The sequence below is a fragment of the Phyllobacterium chamaecytisi genome (assembly GCF_020164455.1).
GTDB classification, from domain to species: Bacteria; Pseudomonadota; Alphaproteobacteria; order Rhizobiales; family Rhizobiaceae; genus Phyllobacterium; species Phyllobacterium chamaecytisi.
In genome coordinates this window covers 92,357-109,601 of record NZ_JAIQWW010000017.1, presented here as the reverse complement: position 1 = coordinate 109,601, position 17,245 = coordinate 92,357, and the positions used below count along the sequence as shown (strand labels likewise).

Below are 17,245 nucleotides of genomic sequence, written 5' to 3'. Positions count from 1 at the left end.
CTTGGCTCAAAATTTCAAGACGGCTATATGGGGTCATTGCGGGAGGGCGCGAAACTGTGCTCCTTCGCAACTCAAGAATGGAGCACGCTATGATCAAATCCAAACGCGGCAACTTGTCTGGCTTATTCCTTGCAATTCCAATAAGCGTTTTATTGGCGTTCGGTGCCGATGCCAAATCGAAAGGCACACCGATGCCGACCGACACACCTCGTGCGTATCTTGCGGTGTCGAACGGCACGCCGGCGACCTTGGGCGAAACAATGAACCTCAGTCGGACAACTGCCCGCTTCACCAAACTCAAAGGCGAAATGAAATTGCGATATTCCGGAGTGTGGAATGTCGGAGAAAACACGCAATATGGCGGCCAAGTGTACCAGGTTCTCAATGCCGACGAATTCTTTTCAAAGAACAAAGGTAAAAATGGATTCTGTGATGAACCCGTCCGGTGGCTAACGGTACTTGATAAAAGCAAGCAACTCCTTGAAGGAACAATTCTTGTCGCGATGTTCAACATTCAGGACTGGCACAAATATACAGAGAACTCCACCGGCTTGTGCAGTACCGACTCATTTCAGTTGAAATAACGCCGAGAAGATGCGGTTTGCTGTCCCGATTTAACTGAGGTGGTCATTTCGCCCTCTCTTGCAAATGGGCCTTATATATGATCTCCCGACAAAAGTTGCACAAAGTGATGCCGCCGGTCGAGCGGCCGTTTTCGTCACACTCATAGCTGTCGCGCTCTTCGGATTGCAAACCCCTACTACTTAACCACGCCATAACAGGCCGCGACCTGCGGGATCAGTTATCGATGAAGTCACGCACGGCTTTGTTGTAACCTTCCGGGTCCTGCAGCATGGCGAAATGGCTGGCGTTGTCGAGGATGACCAACTTGGCCCCCGGGATCGTCTTTGCCATGTATTCCGTATGCTCGCGGGTGATGGCTTCGTCGTGATCGCCAAGAACGATTGCCACTGGCGTCTTGATCTTCTTCAGATCGTCATCGCTCCAGTTCGGCTGGCTCGCCCACATGCCACTGATCTGTTCGACAAAAGCATCATACTGGTCCGGCGTAGGCGAAATCTTCTTGTAGATTTCGCCTGACTTATCTATATAAGCCGCGAACGTCTTGTTTTTCATGACATCCGGATTGAGGCCATCGACCTTGGAGTTGGCCGCTTGCGCGAATAGCTTCGTCAGTCTCTCGGGGTGGTTCATGGCTATGTCGAGACCAATTATCCCGCCGTCACTCCATCCAACCAGTGCAGTCTTGTCGACCTTCAGGAAATCGAGAAGCGCGAGGTAATCCGACGACATCAAATCATAGCTGTAAGGATCAGCATTGCGCGTCGAACGCCCATGACCACGGCTGTCAGCAACAATGACCATATGGTCTTTCGCAAGGTCGGCCACCTGCGCACCCCAGATATCGGCATAGCCGAGACCGCCATGGATAAGGAGCACGGGCGGTCCCTTGCCATAGACGGCGTAGTACATTTCGATGCCGTTGACTGGAGCCATACCGCTTTTCTCAGCCGCGGGCATTGCTGCTGGCGGGGGAAGCTTTTCCCAGCGTTCGGCGGCATGAACGCCACCTGAAACCAGGGCGAACATGAGGACGAGCGAATAGGCTAAGGATTTTAGAAACATCGTCTTCCCTCCAACGAACATGAAATGCGATGTTTCCATGCTAGCGAAGATAGTCAAGTTTGGCGAATGCCGCACCGAATTTCTAGGAGCAGCAGACGTAACAAAAAAGGCGGCCCGCGAGCCGCCTTCGAAATATGCAGGAGGTGTCCTACTTGGCAACGTGCCAGACACCACCGACGCCATCGCCAGTCATATCGCCGGCTTTCTTGTCCTTGGCGAACGTATAAAGTGGTTTGCCTTCATAGGCCCACATTTCCTTGCCCGCCGTATCCTTGACCAGCGTCCATTCGCCTTCAGCCTTGGCCCCTTTGGCGGCATGGAATGCCGGCCAGTTTTTCAGGCATTTCTCATCGCAGTTCGATTTGCCGTCCTTGTCCTTGTCGAACGTATAGAGCGTCATGCCCTTCTCGGTGGTCCACATGTCGCCCATCTTTTTCGCAGGTTCTGCCGCGAAAGCAGACAGGCTGGTGGCGGCGAGAAAGCCCACTGCGATCAAAATTGTCTTCATTGTTTTCACTCCCTCTTTGGGATTGCCAGCGGGGGCGCTGACAGTGCCCGTTCTTAAGCGAACCAAGCCGTCCGCATCGAAGAATACTCTACCACATTTCGTTCCGAATTGAGGCGCTGCATGCGGATTTAACGCTTTGATTTGATACATTTGGTCTTGATTGCTAGAAATTCGATAACCCACGTTCAGGAGCGGATAATGGACCTCGACATCAGCGAAATTGACGGCGCCTGCCACTGTGGATCAGTGCGCTTCCATGTCAGACTATCAAATGGTCTGCACACGGCACGCCGTTGCACCTGCAGCATTTGCCGGATGCGTGGTGCTGTCGCCGTCTCGGCGAAAGTCGGTGATCTCGATATAATGGCGGGTGAAGACAAGCTCAGCGTCTATCAATTCAACACGATGACGGCCAAACACTATTTCTGTTCCGGATGCGGTATCTACACGCATCATCAGCGCCGGTCCAATCCGAGTGAGTACGGCGTGAATGTTGCTTGTCTCGAGGGGATCAGCCCTTTCGATTTTGACGAAGTGCCAGTGAGTGATGGGATTCACCATCCATCGGACGGCAAGAAAGCCAACAAGACTGGTCCTGTTGGCTTCCTTCGATTTATCAGAGCTGACTAACTACCACTTTACCGTCAGGCCGATATTGCCCTCGAATATCTTCTGTTCGGCGCCCTCGACATCGAACGTATAATCCGCCACGGCAAATGCGCTGACCTTCTCGGTAAAGTCGTGCACGATACCCGCGCCGAGTTCCAGCGAAGTCGACTCGCCTTCGGTGGTAATTGCATCCGGGCCGAAGAGCACTGAGTCCGTGGTGCTGAAACCGTGCCACAAATTGGCCTTGACGTAGGGCTGGAACAGCCCGGCCGAAGTTTGATATTTTCCCTGCATCCGGAAACCGAGCCGGCCTGTGAAGCCGTCATCGCTATCGAATCCGACATCGGAAAAGGCATCGGATTGATCGTCAAGCGAGATGTTCTGCCATATGATCTGTGCCTGCGGCTCGATGGTCCAGCTTTCCGACAGCGGGATCGGGTAACCGCCTTCCAGCGATGCGGTAAAGCCGGTGCCGTCGATATCGATGCCGACACCCCGTTCGGAGGTCGCATCCCCGCCGAACCACGATCCCATCAAAACGGCATCCAGGTACCACCCGCCAGGGCCGATATGCGTCCAGTAGCCGCCGAAGCTCGTCGTATCAAGATTGAGGCTGCCGACATTCACACCATTCCACCCGACCGCCTGGCCTTTGACATCCGCGTCGAGATTCGAATAGCCGAAGAACAGACCGGCTATATCGCGATGTCCGTTGTCGTGCTGCCAGCCGAGAATATCGAGACCTGCTTGTATGCCGTAGAGGTTCCCGTCAATGGATGGATCAACGGTTCCATCCCAGCTCTGCTCGGTCGATTGCCCGAAGGCGCGGCCCCAGGCCGCGGAGAAGTTCTCGCGCGAGTTGACAACACCCTGTTCGCCCCGTCTCTCGTGGAATGTCCCGAGTGTTGCCAGTGCGGTTTGGCGCGCAGCCGGCGGCAAAGCGGAATAGAGAGGAACCTCTTCACGATATAGCGGAATTGATTCACCCGGATCCGCATGCACAGGTGTTGCGCCAGCATTGGGTGGTTCCACACCCGGTCCGGGCGGTGCGATCTCGCCAGGTTCTGGGTCGGTTATTGCAGCAGCAATGCTGCCTGGCAACAGCGATGACCGAAGATACCAGTTCTCCGCCGATCCCGCAGACACACCACCCTTGAAGAGCGCGTATTCGAAGGCGCCTGCCGCAACGGAATTGCTCAGGCTGAACGCGGATGCACTGGTGGTTGCACCGTTGACAGCCTGAACAACAAGAATGCCATCTTGTGCAGTGCTGGCGCCGGCGCCGTCTAGATTGGTCACCGCAAGCCCGGTCGTTCCAGCGGCCGTGCCGCCGGAAATCACAAATTTGTCGGAAGCCGACGAATCATCGCCGAGCACCGTCTGCAAGCGAATCGCGCCGCCGCTGCCCGTATAATTGCCAAGGACGGTGAACGTATCGGTTGCGCCACTCGAACCATTGGTGAGATCAATAGTCCCTGCATTGGTCACGTTGGCGAGTTGCCCCGCCGCAAAAGGCGCGATTGCAGCATTGACCCCGTTGCCCGCGAGCAGCGTGCTTGTACCATCGATCGAAAAGCTGCCGGTTGCCGTTCCGCTATCACCAACCACGAAATTGCTGTCGAGCGTGAAGGCGGAACTGTTCGTGAGCGCGACGTTTTCCCAATTCACATAACGGCCGGACGTCGTCGCCGTCGTGTTGGAAAAGGTCAGCGTATCCGTACCTGCCCCACCATTGATCGATGGTGTCGACGCGATGGTTGCATCGGTGAGATTCTGCAGTGTTCCGGTGTCATTGCCCGCGCCGAGATTGATCGCCCCGCCGATCGTACCTGCCGTATCCCACGTAAACTGATCATTGCCGCCAGCCGTAGTGACCGTGCTGCCGATGGAGCCGCCGGAGATGAAGATGCGATTGTCCCCGCTGCCGAGATCAACGAATGTGCCGATTGAACCACCCGAAAGTATCAGCAAGTCGCGGCCCTGGGTTGCAATCACAAAGCGGTCGATGACACCGCCCGACATGCGCATTTCATTGTTGGCCTGCTCGAGATTGACTTCGCCGATCTGCCCGCCCGTCATCGTGAAGAAATCACCGGCAAAGAACTGACCGATAATCCGGCCGCCGCTGACGGTCGCCGTGTCGAGTTCGCTGCCCTGCTCCACTCTTTGAACCACACCGCCGGTCATGACGAAATTATCGACACCGCCATTCTGGAAAATTGTGCCGTTGACCGTACCGCCATTCAGCTGAAGACTATCGTTGCCGCCGCCCTCACTGAGATCGCCGTTGATCGTGCCGGAATTGATTACGACGGTATCGACCCCGGTACCGAATGTGACTGGTCCCGTAATCGAGCCCGTGCCTCCCGTAGGAAGTGTGAGCGAGTTGTTCCCGCCCGTATCCGTCAGGGGTCCGCCGGTCCCGCTGTCGCAAATATAAACGTCGTTTCCTGCTGTGGGGACGAGGTTACAAGCTGCAGATGCAGTTTGATTGGATATGGAGAGTGTTATGAGGGAAACAGAAGAAAGCCAGAAGATTCGTGTAAAAAGCTTAGACGACTTCATGTAATTCCCCCTATAGCGATCATATGATAAGGGATTGCCAACTACCCAAAGCAGTCCCCGCGACCAAACAACGATATCGGCAAGTGCAGGCTAGTTTCACATCGAAGGGTGTGCAACCCATGGTTTAATGTAAGCACACTGAACTTTACCAGTGTGGTAAATTGGTCTCACTTTTGTACGCCGGAAGACTTTAAACTTGGCGTTCGTTAACAAAATATTCTTTTGTATTACGAATTTTCGCTCCGATCAGATCAGCTCGAGTCCAAAGTGGGCGCTCTTATTTCCGGATTTGACTGCCTGTTGATATTCCGTTGTAATCGAAATAGAAGCGCATGGACTGACCGGAGAGCACACGATGGACCGCTACGAAACCTTCGCGACTTGGATCTTCATCGTCTTCGGTGCACTCATCATTGCCGGGCTGATGGCCTTCGCGATTACTACCGCTGACAAACCTGCTTTTCTTTTCGCGCTGGCTTCCGCATGCGCTGCATTTTTTCTTGGCTTCGCCGTGATTTTCGATCAGCCCCGGCTTTACGGATTGATTTTGTTTGTGTCGGTAGCGCTGATCGCGGCCTCAATCACTGCCATCGTGACCTGATTTTACCCCAGCGTGCTGATCTGGCGATAGGCGCCATGCCAATAGATCAACGGTTCGGCATTGTGGCGTAACGTCACTGCCCTGACCCTGCCTATCAGGATTCCATGCGAATGCCGCTCGATAGCATCGTCGAGTTCGCAATCGAGCACCGCTAGCGCATTGACCAGCGCCATCGTCCCTGTGCTGAGCTCCCGCCAATCTGCACCTTGATAGCGTTCCGCCCCCTTCTGACCGTTCCTCCCGGAAAAACTGTCGGCCACATGACGCTGATCGTGTGCCAGCATATTGACGCAGAAGCTGCCATGCCGCTGCAGGACCGGCCAGGATGAAGACGCGCGATTGATGCTGACGATCACCGAGGGCGGATCTATAGCCAATGACGAGACCGACGTCGCAGTGAACCCCGTGCGGTCGGCGCCACGTCCAACTGTAATGACGCTCACAGCCGCCGCTAGGTGCCGCATCGAATCCTTGAACAGGTCGGCGTCTACGGTTAGCTCGTGGTGGGCCAAACGCGCCACGCTTGGAAAAATGGACATTCATTTCCTCGTTCATTGGATTGTCGCGAACCGCCGGGATGCGAAGGAAGACTCTCATCCTGCATTGCAACACATCAGGCGTGCCTCGAACCAGACCGCTCTTTGCTCCGGTTGGCCGCATTTGGCGATTTTGTTTTGCGATTTTCGCAGATTTCCAGAAATCGATTTCAACGGATGCGAGTGCCGGATTTCATCCGCAACTAACGACAGAGCCATCCCGTTTCGTAATCGCACAGCTTGTGGAAAATAGTTCCACGAATTCCGGTGTGAGAGCAAAACTCTACCTGCTAGGCGCCGAGAATTATAATCTCTATAGTTTTAATCGTGTATGGAATATCGGAAGATGGTCGCTCGGCAACGAGGATAGTCCTGATGGCTTCAACAGATTACACCAGCACGCGCAATTCGCCCGAGGGTATTCGCCGTTCCATTAGGGGTCGCGCCCTTGGTGTGGTACTGTTTGTGACCGCCTTTGCGTTTCATGTGGCGGTCCTTTTCAACCTGCTGCCGTCATAGTTCCTGGCCTGGACTTCCGATAATTTTGTCCGAATAATTTTGCTGGCAACCGGAACCAACGTACACTTGAAACATTTCTGTATGACTGGTCCCAAACCAGTCTTGGCTTAACCCCACAAAGCCAACATGACCCAATCCTCATGCCCCTTGAGGATTGGGTTTTCTGCATGAGCTGAACAGCAATCGTGAGTGGAGAAAACAATGTCGATTGAAGATGCCAAACATGCGATCGAAGCAGCCATTCATAGCGGTGATTTCAAAAGTATGGGCGTGGCTGTCTTCAAGGCAATCAATGCCTTGGAGCAAAGAATCAAACGGCTTGAAGAAGACAACGAACGTAGCAAGGCAAATTTAAGATAGAGTTTTGCCATCTGAACCTTGAAATATTCGCGATATGTGCTAGCATTTTTGTAGGTTGAGTGTAGCGGTACCTTGAGCCTGCGCCGCACTGAAACGATGCGCGATATTATTATCCAGAGTCCAGTTTGTTAGAGCCAAATCAAGCCTCAACTTGCGAAACCCCTACCGGTCCCGGCAGGGGTTTTGCTTGTGTACTCTGAAGTGCCCATAACACCAGCTTAGCCGACTAATCGGCCACGTTTCACTTTGCTAAAGCCTCGGACGATGATATTGGCGCAGTTCTGTTTCCCGGATGGCGAGACAATCCAGGCTTCAGCTTCGTCCGATGGATAAACATCCGCCTCGCCAAACCCCTTGACCTTGTCCATAAATTCCTTCCGGCAGAACGCGTCAATATTGTCGCCCGAGGCTCTAGCTCTCTGTCAGGATTGACTGGATATCGGTGAGCGGGTGATTGGTCAGGGTTTTCGGAATTTCACTGACGATCCTGTCGGAGACTTCCTTGTGAAACTCCTGGCGCATTTCGCCGAGCACCAGCGGTGGAGCAATCACAACCAGTCGTTCGAAACCTCCCTTGTGGGCGTAGCTATAGAGTGCGTCGGCCACTTCCTTGGCAAATCGTTTCTTGGAAATCTCATGCCAGTCCGTGTCCTCGACAGCACTGCGGTGCGGGCTTGGTCCGTCATTGAAACGCCCTGGCCTGTCGCTTCCCTGTTGCCGCGTTGCGGGGTTCGAGTGATGCATTTCATGGATGGTGGTGAGTTGGACATGCTTCATATCGTTTTCATTGCGGAGAAACAGTGCCTTCTCCCCATCGGCGACGACGATCCAGGTCTTTTTGTTTAAAACGATGTTGGCCATCTCAAGCTCCCTTCGCCATACGTTTATCAAAGGCTTTCTTCATGGGGAGCTTCCTTTCAGTTTGTCGTTCAGCGACAATGAGTCCGCAATTGCTGCGGCCACGATAAAAAAACAACGCTGGCGAGTAAGAGAGGTTCCGACTTCATAGGGATCGTTGCCTCCTCGCATAATAAAGAAGCCCCGCGCCAATCGCGATAGTCAGCAGCCCTATGGTGATCCATCGAGTTTGACCCACCATGAAGCTACCGCCGAGAACACTGAGGCCCTGAAGCGCCCAGATTGCTCCCATGATGATAAGAAGCACGGCAACGATCGACAGGATGGTTCTCATTTGGTCCGCCTCTTTTCAGGTTGCGTTTTCATTCTCGCACCATCAAGGCGGGATGAAAACATTTTATGAAACACGCGCTATTTCCATTAGATTTATGAGGTCACGACCTAACGTCTGTCTGGATTTGTCGATTGGCGGCTGATAGACCTCATTGCAAAGCAGGGAGGCTGAAATTCTATGACTGCATTAACGATTATCGTTGAATTCGAAACGCACGAAGGCCGCGAAGAGGAATTCACTGCGCTCATCCGCGAGCATGCCCGCAAGACGCTCGAAGAAGAACCCGGTTGTCTGCGTTTCGAGGTCATCAAACCCATCGAGCGCAATGGAACACCCATCGCTAACAAGGTCATGGTCAACGAACTCTACGCGAATGAAGCGGCGGTGACGGCCCATGAGAATAATCCGCGCCTCCCCAGGGTGCGGGCGGCTAATGCGCCCTTGCTCAAGTCCAGCAGGTTGATCCTGGCACAATCATTGACCGGCAAGGCACCCGAGGAAGGTTTGACGCCGCAGCAGCTGAACGCCAGCAATGACGACTAGAGCCGGATAAATTTGAACGAAAGTTCAATGACATGATCATAAAAAATGTGCGATGACTGTGTTCCGCCATTCAACAGCAACCTGATCAAGCCGTACCGGAAGACTAAAACGATGAAGAGATTGGCTCTGGCTTTCCTGCTGCCTTGCACCCTTGCGATGTCTGGTTGTGGCGCAATGCGCTGGATGAGCGAAGCGCCGCAAAACGCGTCCAGCTGTGCCGGCTGGAACAAGATCAGGATCAAGCCGGAAACGGCAGTCTATCTTGTGAAGAACGATTTTTCCGCCAGCATAGATATCGATTCGCACAATCTCAACGGTCAGAGAAACGGTTGTTGGAAGTAGCCTTGAATCTCGCAAATCGGAACCAAACGCCGTAAACCACGTTCCTCCTTTCTCCACTCATGGAAAGGATTACTGAAATGGCAACGAATACAACCAAAGTTCAGGCTATGGCTGAAAAGGATCTGGAAAACCAGGTTGCGGCGTTGCGCAAGCAGCTGGCATCAATCAGCAAATCGCTTTCCGAGCACGGCTATGAACTTTATGAAAATGGCGGCAGCTCTGCCTACGAGGCGGTAAAGAAGAACAGCCGAAAAGCAGCACGCTTCGTTGGTGAGGAAGCGCACATGGTCAGTGAAAAAGCCAGGGAGAACCCGATGACCGCGGTCGCCATCGTGTCTGCCGTCGCCGGCTTAGGTCTCCTGGCAGGTCTAAGCGCTTATCGGCGTTAAAGACCAAGCCTTGAAATTCAGGGGCACGCTTCATATGTAGGGCTTAGAAATTCGTCTCCGCTTTTGACCACGGATGTACTGGCACTGGCGTTGAGGCGAATTCGGAAGGTCGGGAATTCCCGGCCTTTTTTGTTGCCTATAGCACACATGACCCTATCCGAGTGCGGTGCGGCAGTGTCTCAGGTTGCTTTCCGGGGCGCGAACAGTCTATGTAGGGCTCACTATCTGCCTGATCATTCATCAGGTTAAGGACATTCCGTTATACGTTCTGAGAGTGAGCTGCCCGAATGGACAATTTTGAGAAATACGCCCTGGCTCTAATGGTCGTATTCGGCGCCCTGATCATCGGCGGTCTCATGGCCGTCAACATTGCGTGGGCCCACAAGGCAGGCTTTCTCTATGCTCTCGGCGCGGCAGTGGTGGTTTGGTCTGCCGGTTTCGCGGTCCTTTTTGACAAGCCGCGGGTCTACGGTCTCCTGTTGCTGTGCGCGATTGCTCTCATTACGGCCTCTATCGTTGTTATCGTTCGATAAAATCGGATCGAAATTTAAGCGTGAGATCTGGATAATATGAAACTGGCTTTCATATTATCGTTTACTTTATCAAGAATAATTCTAAACTGCGGCCAGATTGAATGTGCAGACCTGGATTTCAGGTTGAAAGAGATATCCCATGCGACTGACCAGACAGACGAACTACGCCATCCGAATTCTTATGTACTGTGCCGCCAATGAAGGCAATCTCAGCAGAATCGGTGAAATCGCCCAAGCCTATACGGTTTCGGAACTTTTCCTGTTCAAGATTCTCCAACCATTGGTCGAGAACGGTTTCATCGAAACAGTGCGCGGCCGCAATGGTGGCGTGAAGCTCGGCAAACCAGCCAAGGACATTACCCTCTTCGACGTGGTGCGCGTGACCGAGGAAAACTTCGCCATGGCGGAGTGCTTCGAAAACGATGCTGCCGACTGCCCGCTGATCGACAGCTGCGGATTGAATGCGGCGTTGCGCAAAGCGCTCAATGCATTCTTCGAAGTGCTCGCTCAGTTCACGATCGAGGATATTGTCGACAAGCGCGATGTGCGTGCTCTGCTCGGGATCGACATACTCACCCCTCGCCTCGCGACGGCCAGCTGACGCAGATTTGCCGTACTGCACAGTACGGCAATTGCACTTGCTTCTGGCCCGGTGCGAAACCGGAACAGTTCCTTGAAACGAGCCGTCTTTTCCGGCGACGTTCTCTACGAAAATACGCGAATCTTGCACAAGAACCATCGATTCTGATGCAAGAAGTGTCGATTCCGGCATGCTTTTCTGCACCCTGCGTTGCAAATTGGTTGTACTCAGTTGCGAAAAACAGCGAACGTGCCGCCTCACCCATAGCCATCCCAAGCTTGTGAGACGTTTTGACACATGTTGAGCCGGCAATATTTTTTTGCTTTCAATCTGCCCGTAAAGCCAAACATGATTGAAATGGTTATGTTATTTGCCTAGTTTAGAATTATTCTAACTTATTGAAATCATGACATAATATCACCATATGCATTTGACAGGTTCTCAACAAAACGGCTTTATAGCCGGAGCGTTGGATGAACGCATGACCTTTAATGTTTGGGCCTTGAACCCTTGCGATTGGAGGAACCATTGTCTGGTTCGAAAGTATCACCCGTTTTCGGGTTAGTATTTTGTGAGTTTAGCGTACAAAACGCGGTCGAATCAGCAATTGATTCAAGCTTAGGCGCCTCCCCGGCATTAGATGTCGTGGATATGTATTCTTGTGAGTATGGCGTCCACACAAAATGCTAGTTTGTCATTGCAACATAATTACTCAAAAAGAGATCGAGAATTCCATTATTGAACTTCTCGATGCTGACCCGTGGCAGCTCGTTGTTCCCGCCAAGGTTTACCATGCCATGAAGAAACGCGGCCGCTGCTGCGGTTGCTTCCCAAATGTCGTTGAAACCATCATAAAGGTGACGGAAGAATATCATCTCCGGCATGGTTCAGACGATTCTGATGCAGTTTCGTTCATCGACCGTGTCCGGTCACTGCGTCACGAATACGGGAGTTCACGACATGAAGGGCGAACCAAGGGTCATCGAGCGGCTTAACGAGGCATTGTTTCTCGAATTAGGCGCCGTCAATCAATATTGGCTGCATTATCGCCTTCTGGATGATTGGGGCTTCACGAAGCTGGCCAAGAAGGAACGCGCGGAATCCATCGAAGAGATGCATCACGCCGACAAGATCATCCAGCGCATCATCTTCCTCGAAGGTCATCCAAATCTGCAGTCTGTCGGCGCGCTGCGCATTGGCCAGAACGTCAAGGAAGTGCTCGAGGCGGATCTTGCCGGCGAGTATGACGCTGTGAAATCCTACAAGCTTTCCCGCGAGATTTGCGATCAGCTTGGTGATTATGTCTCCAAGGAATTGTTCGACGAACTGCTCAAGGACGAGGAAGGTCATGTCGACTTCCTCGAGACCCAGATAGATCTGCTCAATTCCATCGGTGCAGAGCGCTATGGCTTGTTGAATGCAGGATCTGCCGACGAAGCGGAGTGATCCATTCAATCGTGACAAAAAAAGGGCGCCAGTGGCGCCCTTTCCTTTTCAACATGGGTTGCTTGTTGTTGTCATTTCGGCAGCTTGTCGTCCACACCGGCGACGTAGAAGTTCATGCTCAGAATGGTCTTGTCGTCAGCTGTCTCGCCAGCTTTCAGCCATTCAGAACCATCCTGCTTCTTGATCGGGCCAGTGAAAGGCTTGAGTTCGCCTGAAGTGATCTTGGCCTGCGTTTCTTCGGCCAGCTTCTTCACATCATCCGGCATGTTCGTGTAGGGCGCCATCACGACGAGCCCTTCCTTCATGCCTTCGAACACATTGTGCGATTTCCAGGTTCCATCCAGCACCGCCTTGGCGCGTTCGATATAGTACGGTCCCCAGTTGTCGACGATCGACGTCATCTGGGTTTCCGGGCCAAACTTGATCATGTCCGAAGCCTGGCCGAAAGCCTTGATCTTGCGTTCCGCCGCAACCTGCATCGCAGCGGTCGAATCCGTGTGCTGGGTGATGATATCAACGCCCTGATCGATCAGCGCCTTGGCGGCATCAGCTTCCTTGGCCGGGTCAAACCATGAGTTCGCCCAGATCACCTTGATCTTGAAGTTCGGATTGACGGTTTGAGCACCCAGGATGAACGAATTAATACCCTGGACAACCTCGGGTATGGGAAACGAACCGATGTAACCAGCGACGCCGGTCTTGGACATTTTTGCCGCAATCACACCCTGCACATAGCGGCCTTCGTAGAAGCGCGAATTATAGACCGAGACGTTTTCAGCGGTTTTGTAGCCCGTCGCGTGTTCGAATTTGACGTCCGGAAACTTCTGCGCGACCTTGACCGTCGCATCCATATAGCCGAACGATGTGGTGAAGATCAGCTTGTTGCCAGCACGAGCAAGCCGCTCGATGGAGCGCTCTGCATCGGCGCCTTCAGGCACGTTTTCAAGGAAGGTTGTTTCAACCTTGTCGCCCAGCTCTTTCTCAAGCTGCTTACGACCTTGATCATGCTGGTACGTCCAGCCGAAATCGCCAGGCGGTCCGATATAGATGAAGCCAATCTTCAATTTGTCGGCGGCCAAGGCCGGGCCTGCCACGGCAAAGCTGGCGGCCACCGTCAGCGCCATTATCAGTTTTTTCATCAGGTTCACCTCTTCTGTTAAAGCGTTCAAACTATCTTTGTTTCGTATTCTAGCGATCAGGCACGAAGGGTTTGCCGAGCGATGTCGGCGTGTTCATCAATGTCAGGCGTTTGTTGCGCGAAATCAGCACAAGCACGATGATCGTTGCAAGATAGGGAAGCGACGACATGAGTTGCGAAGGAACGCCAATGCCGAGCGCCTGAGCGTGCAGCTGGCCGATGGTTACAGCACCAAAAAGATAGGCCCCGGCAAGGATCCGCCACGGTCGCCAGGACGCGAAAACCACCAGCGCCAGCGCAATCCAGCCCCTGCCCGAAGTCATATTTTCCACCCATTGCGGCACGTAGACGAGTGAGAGCTGTGCGCCGGCCAAGCCTGCACAGGCACCACCGAAAATCACGGCAAGGTAGCGAATGCGAACGACAGGTACACCGAGAGCGTGCGCCGATGTGTGATTGTCGCCGACCGCGCGCAACGTCAAACCTGCGCGCGTCCTGAACAGAAACCATGCCACGCCAATCGTCAGCAGGATGGAAATGTAAAAAATGGGGTCCTGTCCAAACAGGACCCTGCCGACATAAGGGATATCCGTAAGCCCTCGTATATAAAGCGAATCCATCCTCACACCCGGAAGGCCGACAAAGCTTTCGCCAATCATTGCCGAAGCGCCAAGGCCAAGCAGCGTGAGTGCGAGGCCTGTCGCCACCTGGTTGGTGATCAGCGTCAGGGTCAGGAAACCAAACAGCAATGAAAACGCAGCTCCGGCGAGGATCGCCGCGAACATGCCCAGCCAGGCCGAACCGGTATATTGCGCGACCGCAAATCCGGTCACGGCACCCATGACCATCATGCCTTCTACACCGAGATTGAGCACACCTGAGCGCTCGACGACGAGTTCGCCCAACGCGGCAATGAGCAGCGGCGTCGCCGCCGTTGCCACTGTCAGAAGTATGGCCTCGAACATCGTCATTTCACGCGCCCTTCAACGCTGTATCGCTCAAGCGCGACACAATCCGGATGCGATAATAAATCAGACTGTCACTGGCGAGGACAAAAAACAGGATGATGCCCTGAAAGATACGCGCCGATTTTTCCGAAATACCCAATGAAATCTGTGCCGCCTCGCCCCCCAAATAAGATAGAGCGAGCACCAATCCCGCGGCAATTATCCCCAACGGATTGAGCCTTCCGAGGAACGCGACGATAATTGCAGTGAATCCATAGCCCGGTGAAATGCTCGTCCGCAGCTGACCCACGGCGCCCGAGACCTCGGCGATACCCGCCAGTCCGGCTAACGCTCCCGATACGAGAAAAGCAAAGAAAGTCAGCCGGCCGGCGCTGAAACCGGCAAACCGCCCTGCCCTGGAACTACGGCCAAGCACCTTGATCTCGAAGCCATTCAACGTGCGTGACAGCATGAACCACACAACCACCGCAGCGATTATGGCGAGGGCAAAACCCCAGTGCGCCCGGCCCGAATCTGGCCATATCGCGGGCAGGATGGCGCTATCGCTGAACTGCACGGTCTCGGGGAAATTGTAGCCTTGAGGATTACGCCACGGACCGCGCACCAGCCAGTCGAGAAAAAGCTGTGCGACGTAAACCAGCATCAGGCTGGTGAGAATCTCGTTCGTATTGAACCGGACTTTCAGAAATGCCGGAATCGTCGCGTAGGCCATGCCCCCCGCCATTCCGAGCAGGAGCATAATCGGCAACACGTACCAGCCCTGAAAATCCGGGAAAACGACCGGCAGGATTGATCCAGCGATACCGCCTGCGATGAACTGGCCCTCAGCGCCGATATTCCAGTTATTCGAAAGAAAACAAACGGAAAGCCCTACCGCAATGAGGATCAGCGGTGCCGCTTTGACCAGCAATTCGTGGATCGACCAGACCTCGGTCAGAGGCTCAACGAAATAGGAATAGAGCGCTGAAATCGGGTTCTTGCCGAGTATGGAAAACAGGATCGCGCCTGCAATCAAAGTCAGGAACAGCGCTATGAATGGCGACAAGGCGCTAAACAAAGCTGAGTGCTGCGGACGTTTGACGATTTCGATCCGCATCATGCGGCCCCCGCCGTAGCGTCGGCGCCGCCCATCATCAAACCGACGCGTTCCATCGTCATTGCCTCGATTGGCACAGATTCGGAAAGACGGCCATGCACCATCGCCGCGATGCGGTCGGAGATTTCGAAGAGTTCATCAAGGTCCTGGCTGATCACGATCACAGCGGAACCGCTGCGGGCAAGGTCGACCAATGCCTGACGAATAAGCGCAGCCGCGCCAGCGTCGACGCCCCATGTCGGCTGGTTGACGACGATCACGGATGGGTTGCGATCAAGTTCCCGCCCGATGAGAAACTTCTGCAGGTTGCCGCCCGAAAGGGCTGATGCATCGGGATTTTCGGCGCTTTTGCGCACATCCATTTGCACGACGATGCGCTTCGCCGCAGATGCAAGGCTGGATTCCGATACAAGTTTCAGCACACCGCCAGTCAGGAACATTTTACGATCCGTAGAATGGCGCGACAGGAGCAAATTGTTGGTTAGAGACATATCCGGCACCGCGCCGTGCCCAAGCCGCTCCTCGGGCACAAAAGCTGCGCCGAGCTTGCGCCGGGCCGATATGCCGATTCTGCCGGCATCTGTGCCGCGGATGCGCACGACTTGAGGACGTTCCTGCAGTACTTCGCCGGAAATCGCCTCAAAGAGTTCACCTTGGCCATTGCCGGCAACCCCGGCAATACCGAGAATTTCTCCGCCAGTGATCGACAGATAGATATCATGGAGCGCCACCGAAAACGGCCCCCGCGGCCTCTGCGACAGGCCGTTCACCTCAATAAGCGGTATCCGGTCCGTCCATTCTGCCGGAAGCCTTTCAATTACATGGATGTCATTGCCGACCATCATCCGCGCCAATGAAGCTGCAGTCTGCGTGCGTGGATCACATTGGCCGACAACCTTACCGTGCCTGAGTACCGTTGCGCGGTCGCAAAGCCTACGCACCTCCTCGAGCCGGTGACTGATGTAAAGGATGGATTTTCCTTCCGAGCGCAAACGCTCCAGTGTCACAAACAGAAGATCGGCTTCCTGCGGAGTGAGCACTGATGTCGGCTCGTCCAGGATGATCAGATCAGGATTTTGCAACAGGCAGCGAATGATCTCGATGCGTTGCCGTTCGCCAACCGAAAGATCACCGACAAGCGCGTCAGGATCTACCGGCAAGCCATAGGTCTGGCCGATCTCGCGGGCCCGTGTGGCGATCGTGTCGAGTGGCGACTTCTCGTCCAGCGACAGGGCGATATTCTCGGCAGCGGTCAGCGCATCGAACAAAGAAAAATGCTGGAAAACCATACCGATACCCAGCGATCTTCCCATGGCAGGACTGGTAACTGTAAAACGCTCACCCTTCCATGCGATGTCTCCGGAAGTTGGCTGCAATGCACCGAACAACATTTTGACGAGGGTGGATTTGCCCGCGCCATTCTCGCCCAGGAGCGCATGAATCTCGCCGGTTCCGATCTTCAGATCAATCCCGTCACAAGCCTTGAGTGTCCCGAAAATTTTGGTGAGCTTTTCGGCTTCCAGTAGCGGTATTTCAGAGCCGTCTTTTGTTATTGTGCCTGTCATAATTCCCCGCGGCCAAGACCGTTTTTCGATCCTATGTCAGGCCCACCAAATTTGGAAAGTACAAAACGTACGGTTGCGGCCATTTGCGCACAATATTCGGGCATTAGT

General features: G+C 53.9%; 23 protein-coding genes. 12 read left to right on the top strand and 11 right to left on the bottom strand.

Annotation, left to right across the window (positions count from 1 at the left end; all coding sequences use genetic code 11):
• The first annotated feature begins 89 nt into the window (after window positions 1-89).
• Window positions 90-584 carry a hypothetical protein gene (locus LB462_RS22965; RefSeq protein WP_224512804.1) on the top strand — a complete coding sequence of 165 codons (495 nt, stop codon included), beginning with the start codon at window positions 90-92 and terminating at the stop codon, window positions 582-584.
• Between the two features lie 214 nt (window positions 585-798).
• On the opposite strand, the gene LB462_RS22960 is transcribed toward LB462_RS22965, so the two are convergent.
• Together LB462_RS22960 and LB462_RS22955 are read right to left on the bottom strand one after the other, a co-directional pair.
• Entirely contained in the window at window positions 799-1,611 is an 813-nt protein-coding gene (locus LB462_RS22960; RefSeq protein ID WP_370637273.1) for an alpha/beta fold hydrolase, read from the bottom strand.
• A 184-nt stretch (window positions 1,612-1,795) separates the two neighbouring features.
• The gene (locus tag LB462_RS22955) at window positions 1,796-2,155 is read right to left on the bottom strand and encodes a COG4315 family predicted lipoprotein (protein WP_224512799.1); all 360 of its coding nucleotides are present in this window, start codon (window positions 2,153-2,155) and stop codon (window positions 1,796-1,798) included.
• 198 nt (window positions 2,156-2,353) lie between these two features.
• Between LB462_RS22955 and LB462_RS22950 the strand changes: the two genes are divergently transcribed.
• The gene (locus LB462_RS22950) at window positions 2,354-2,785 is read left to right on the top strand and encodes a GFA family protein (protein ID WP_224512797.1); all 432 of its coding nucleotides are present in this window, start codon (window positions 2,354-2,356) and stop codon (window positions 2,783-2,785) included.
• On the opposite strand, the gene LB462_RS22945 is transcribed toward LB462_RS22950, so the two are convergent.
• Window positions 2,786-5,329: an autotransporter family protein gene (locus LB462_RS22945; RefSeq protein ID WP_224512795.1), complete on the bottom strand. Its 2,544-nt coding sequence runs from the start codon at window positions 5,327-5,329 to the stop codon at window positions 2,786-2,788.
• Between the two features lie 355 nt (window positions 5,330-5,684).
• Between LB462_RS22945 and LB462_RS22940 the strand changes: the two genes are divergently transcribed.
• Complete coding sequence (locus tag LB462_RS22940) at window positions 5,685-5,930, top strand: hypothetical protein (RefSeq protein ID WP_112527121.1); 246 nt, start codon at window positions 5,685-5,687, stop codon at window positions 5,928-5,930.
• 2 nt (window positions 5,931-5,932) lie between these two features.
• On the opposite strand, the gene LB462_RS22935 is transcribed toward LB462_RS22940, so the two are convergent.
• The gene (locus LB462_RS22935) at window positions 5,933-6,469 is read right to left on the bottom strand and encodes a flavin reductase family protein (protein ID WP_224512793.1); all 537 of its coding nucleotides are present in this window, start codon (window positions 6,467-6,469) and stop codon (window positions 5,933-5,935) included.
• Between the two features lie 372 nt (window positions 6,470-6,841).
• On the opposite strand from LB462_RS22935, the gene LB462_RS22930 reads away from it, so the two are divergent.
• Window positions 6,842-6,985, top strand: coding sequence for a hypothetical protein (locus LB462_RS22930; protein WP_224512791.1), 144 nt, complete (start codon window positions 6,842-6,844; stop codon window positions 6,983-6,985).
• A gap of 201 nt (window positions 6,986-7,186) precedes the next feature.
• Window positions 7,187-7,345, top strand: coding sequence for a hypothetical protein (locus tag LB462_RS22925; RefSeq protein ID WP_224512790.1), 159 nt, complete (start codon window positions 7,187-7,189; stop codon window positions 7,343-7,345).
• A 218-nt stretch (window positions 7,346-7,563) separates the two neighbouring features.
• Here LB462_RS22925 and LB462_RS22920 read toward each other — a convergent pair whose 3' ends face one another.
• The 3 genes from LB462_RS22920 to LB462_RS22910 form a co-directional block, all read right to left on the bottom strand.
• Window positions 7,564-7,713 (bottom strand): hypothetical protein, encoded by a 150-nt coding sequence (locus tag LB462_RS22920; RefSeq protein WP_224512788.1) that lies wholly within the window; start codon window positions 7,711-7,713, stop codon window positions 7,564-7,566.
• A gap of 43 nt (window positions 7,714-7,756) precedes the next feature.
• Window positions 7,757-8,206, bottom strand: coding sequence for a baeRF12 domain-containing protein (locus LB462_RS22915; protein ID WP_224512786.1), 450 nt, complete (start codon window positions 8,204-8,206; stop codon window positions 7,757-7,759).
• A 142-nt stretch (window positions 8,207-8,348) separates the two neighbouring features.
• Complete coding sequence (locus LB462_RS22910) at window positions 8,349-8,537, bottom strand: hypothetical protein (RefSeq protein WP_224512784.1); 189 nt, start codon at window positions 8,535-8,537, stop codon at window positions 8,349-8,351.
• 177 nt (window positions 8,538-8,714) lie between these two features.
• Here LB462_RS22910 and LB462_RS22905 point away from each other — a divergent pair, with 177 nt between their 5' ends.
• From LB462_RS22905 to bfr, 7 genes are all read left to right on the top strand, one after another.
• A complete protein-coding gene (locus LB462_RS22905) occupies window positions 8,715-9,080 on the top strand; it encodes a putative quinol monooxygenase (RefSeq protein ID WP_224512781.1) in 366 nt (121 codons plus the stop codon).
• 111 nt (window positions 9,081-9,191) lie between these two features.
• On the top strand, window positions 9,192-9,422 hold the full coding sequence (locus LB462_RS22900) for a hypothetical protein (RefSeq protein ID WP_224512779.1): 231 nt from the start codon (window positions 9,192-9,194) through the stop codon (window positions 9,420-9,422).
• Between the two features lie 77 nt (window positions 9,423-9,499).
• Complete coding sequence (locus LB462_RS22895; RefSeq protein WP_224512777.1) at window positions 9,500-9,811, top strand: hypothetical protein; 312 nt, start codon at window positions 9,500-9,502, stop codon at window positions 9,809-9,811.
• A gap of 287 nt (window positions 9,812-10,098) precedes the next feature.
• Window positions 10,099-10,344, top strand: coding sequence for a hypothetical protein (locus LB462_RS22890; RefSeq protein ID WP_112527107.1), 246 nt, complete (start codon window positions 10,099-10,101; stop codon window positions 10,342-10,344).
• Window positions 10,345-10,483: 139 nt separating this feature from the next.
• The gene (rirA, locus tag LB462_RS22885; RefSeq protein ID WP_112527105.1) at window positions 10,484-10,945 is read left to right on the top strand and encodes an iron-responsive transcriptional regulator RirA; all 462 of its coding nucleotides are present in this window, start codon (window positions 10,484-10,486) and stop codon (window positions 10,943-10,945) included.
• Between the two features lie 662 nt (window positions 10,946-11,607).
• On the top strand, window positions 11,608-11,919 hold the full coding sequence (locus LB462_RS22880; RefSeq protein ID WP_112527103.1) for a (2Fe-2S)-binding protein: 312 nt from the start codon (window positions 11,608-11,610) through the stop codon (window positions 11,917-11,919).
• Window positions 11,885-12,370 (top strand): bacterioferritin, encoded by a 486-nt coding sequence (bfr, locus tag LB462_RS22875; RefSeq protein ID WP_224512775.1) that lies wholly within the window; start codon window positions 11,885-11,887, stop codon window positions 12,368-12,370. Before LB462_RS22880 ends, bfr begins: the two co-directional genes overlap by 35 nt.
• 71 nt (window positions 12,371-12,441) lie before the next feature.
• On the opposite strand, the gene LB462_RS22870 is transcribed toward bfr, so the two are convergent.
• The 4 genes from LB462_RS22870 to LB462_RS22855 are packed head-to-tail and all read right to left on the bottom strand — an operon-like array spanning window position 12,442 to window position 17,125.
• Window positions 12,442-13,509, bottom strand: a complete 1,068-nt coding sequence (locus LB462_RS22870; protein ID WP_224512773.1) for a BMP family ABC transporter substrate-binding protein — start codon at window positions 13,507-13,509, stop codon at window positions 12,442-12,444.
• A gap of 49 nt (window positions 13,510-13,558) precedes the next feature.
• Entirely contained in the window at window positions 13,559-14,479 is a 921-nt protein-coding gene (locus LB462_RS22865; protein ID WP_224512771.1) for an ABC transporter permease, read from the bottom strand.
• Between the two features lies 1 nt (window position 14,480).
• Window positions 14,481-15,572, bottom strand: coding sequence for an ABC transporter permease (locus LB462_RS22860; RefSeq protein WP_112527240.1), 1,092 nt, complete (start codon window positions 15,570-15,572; stop codon window positions 14,481-14,483).
• A complete protein-coding gene (locus LB462_RS22855; RefSeq protein WP_224512916.1) occupies window positions 15,572-17,125 on the bottom strand; it encodes an ABC transporter ATP-binding protein in 1,554 nt (517 codons plus the stop codon). The genes LB462_RS22860 and LB462_RS22855 overlap by 1 nt, the downstream gene beginning before the upstream one ends.
• Between the last annotated feature and the right edge of the window lie 120 nt (window positions 17,126-17,245).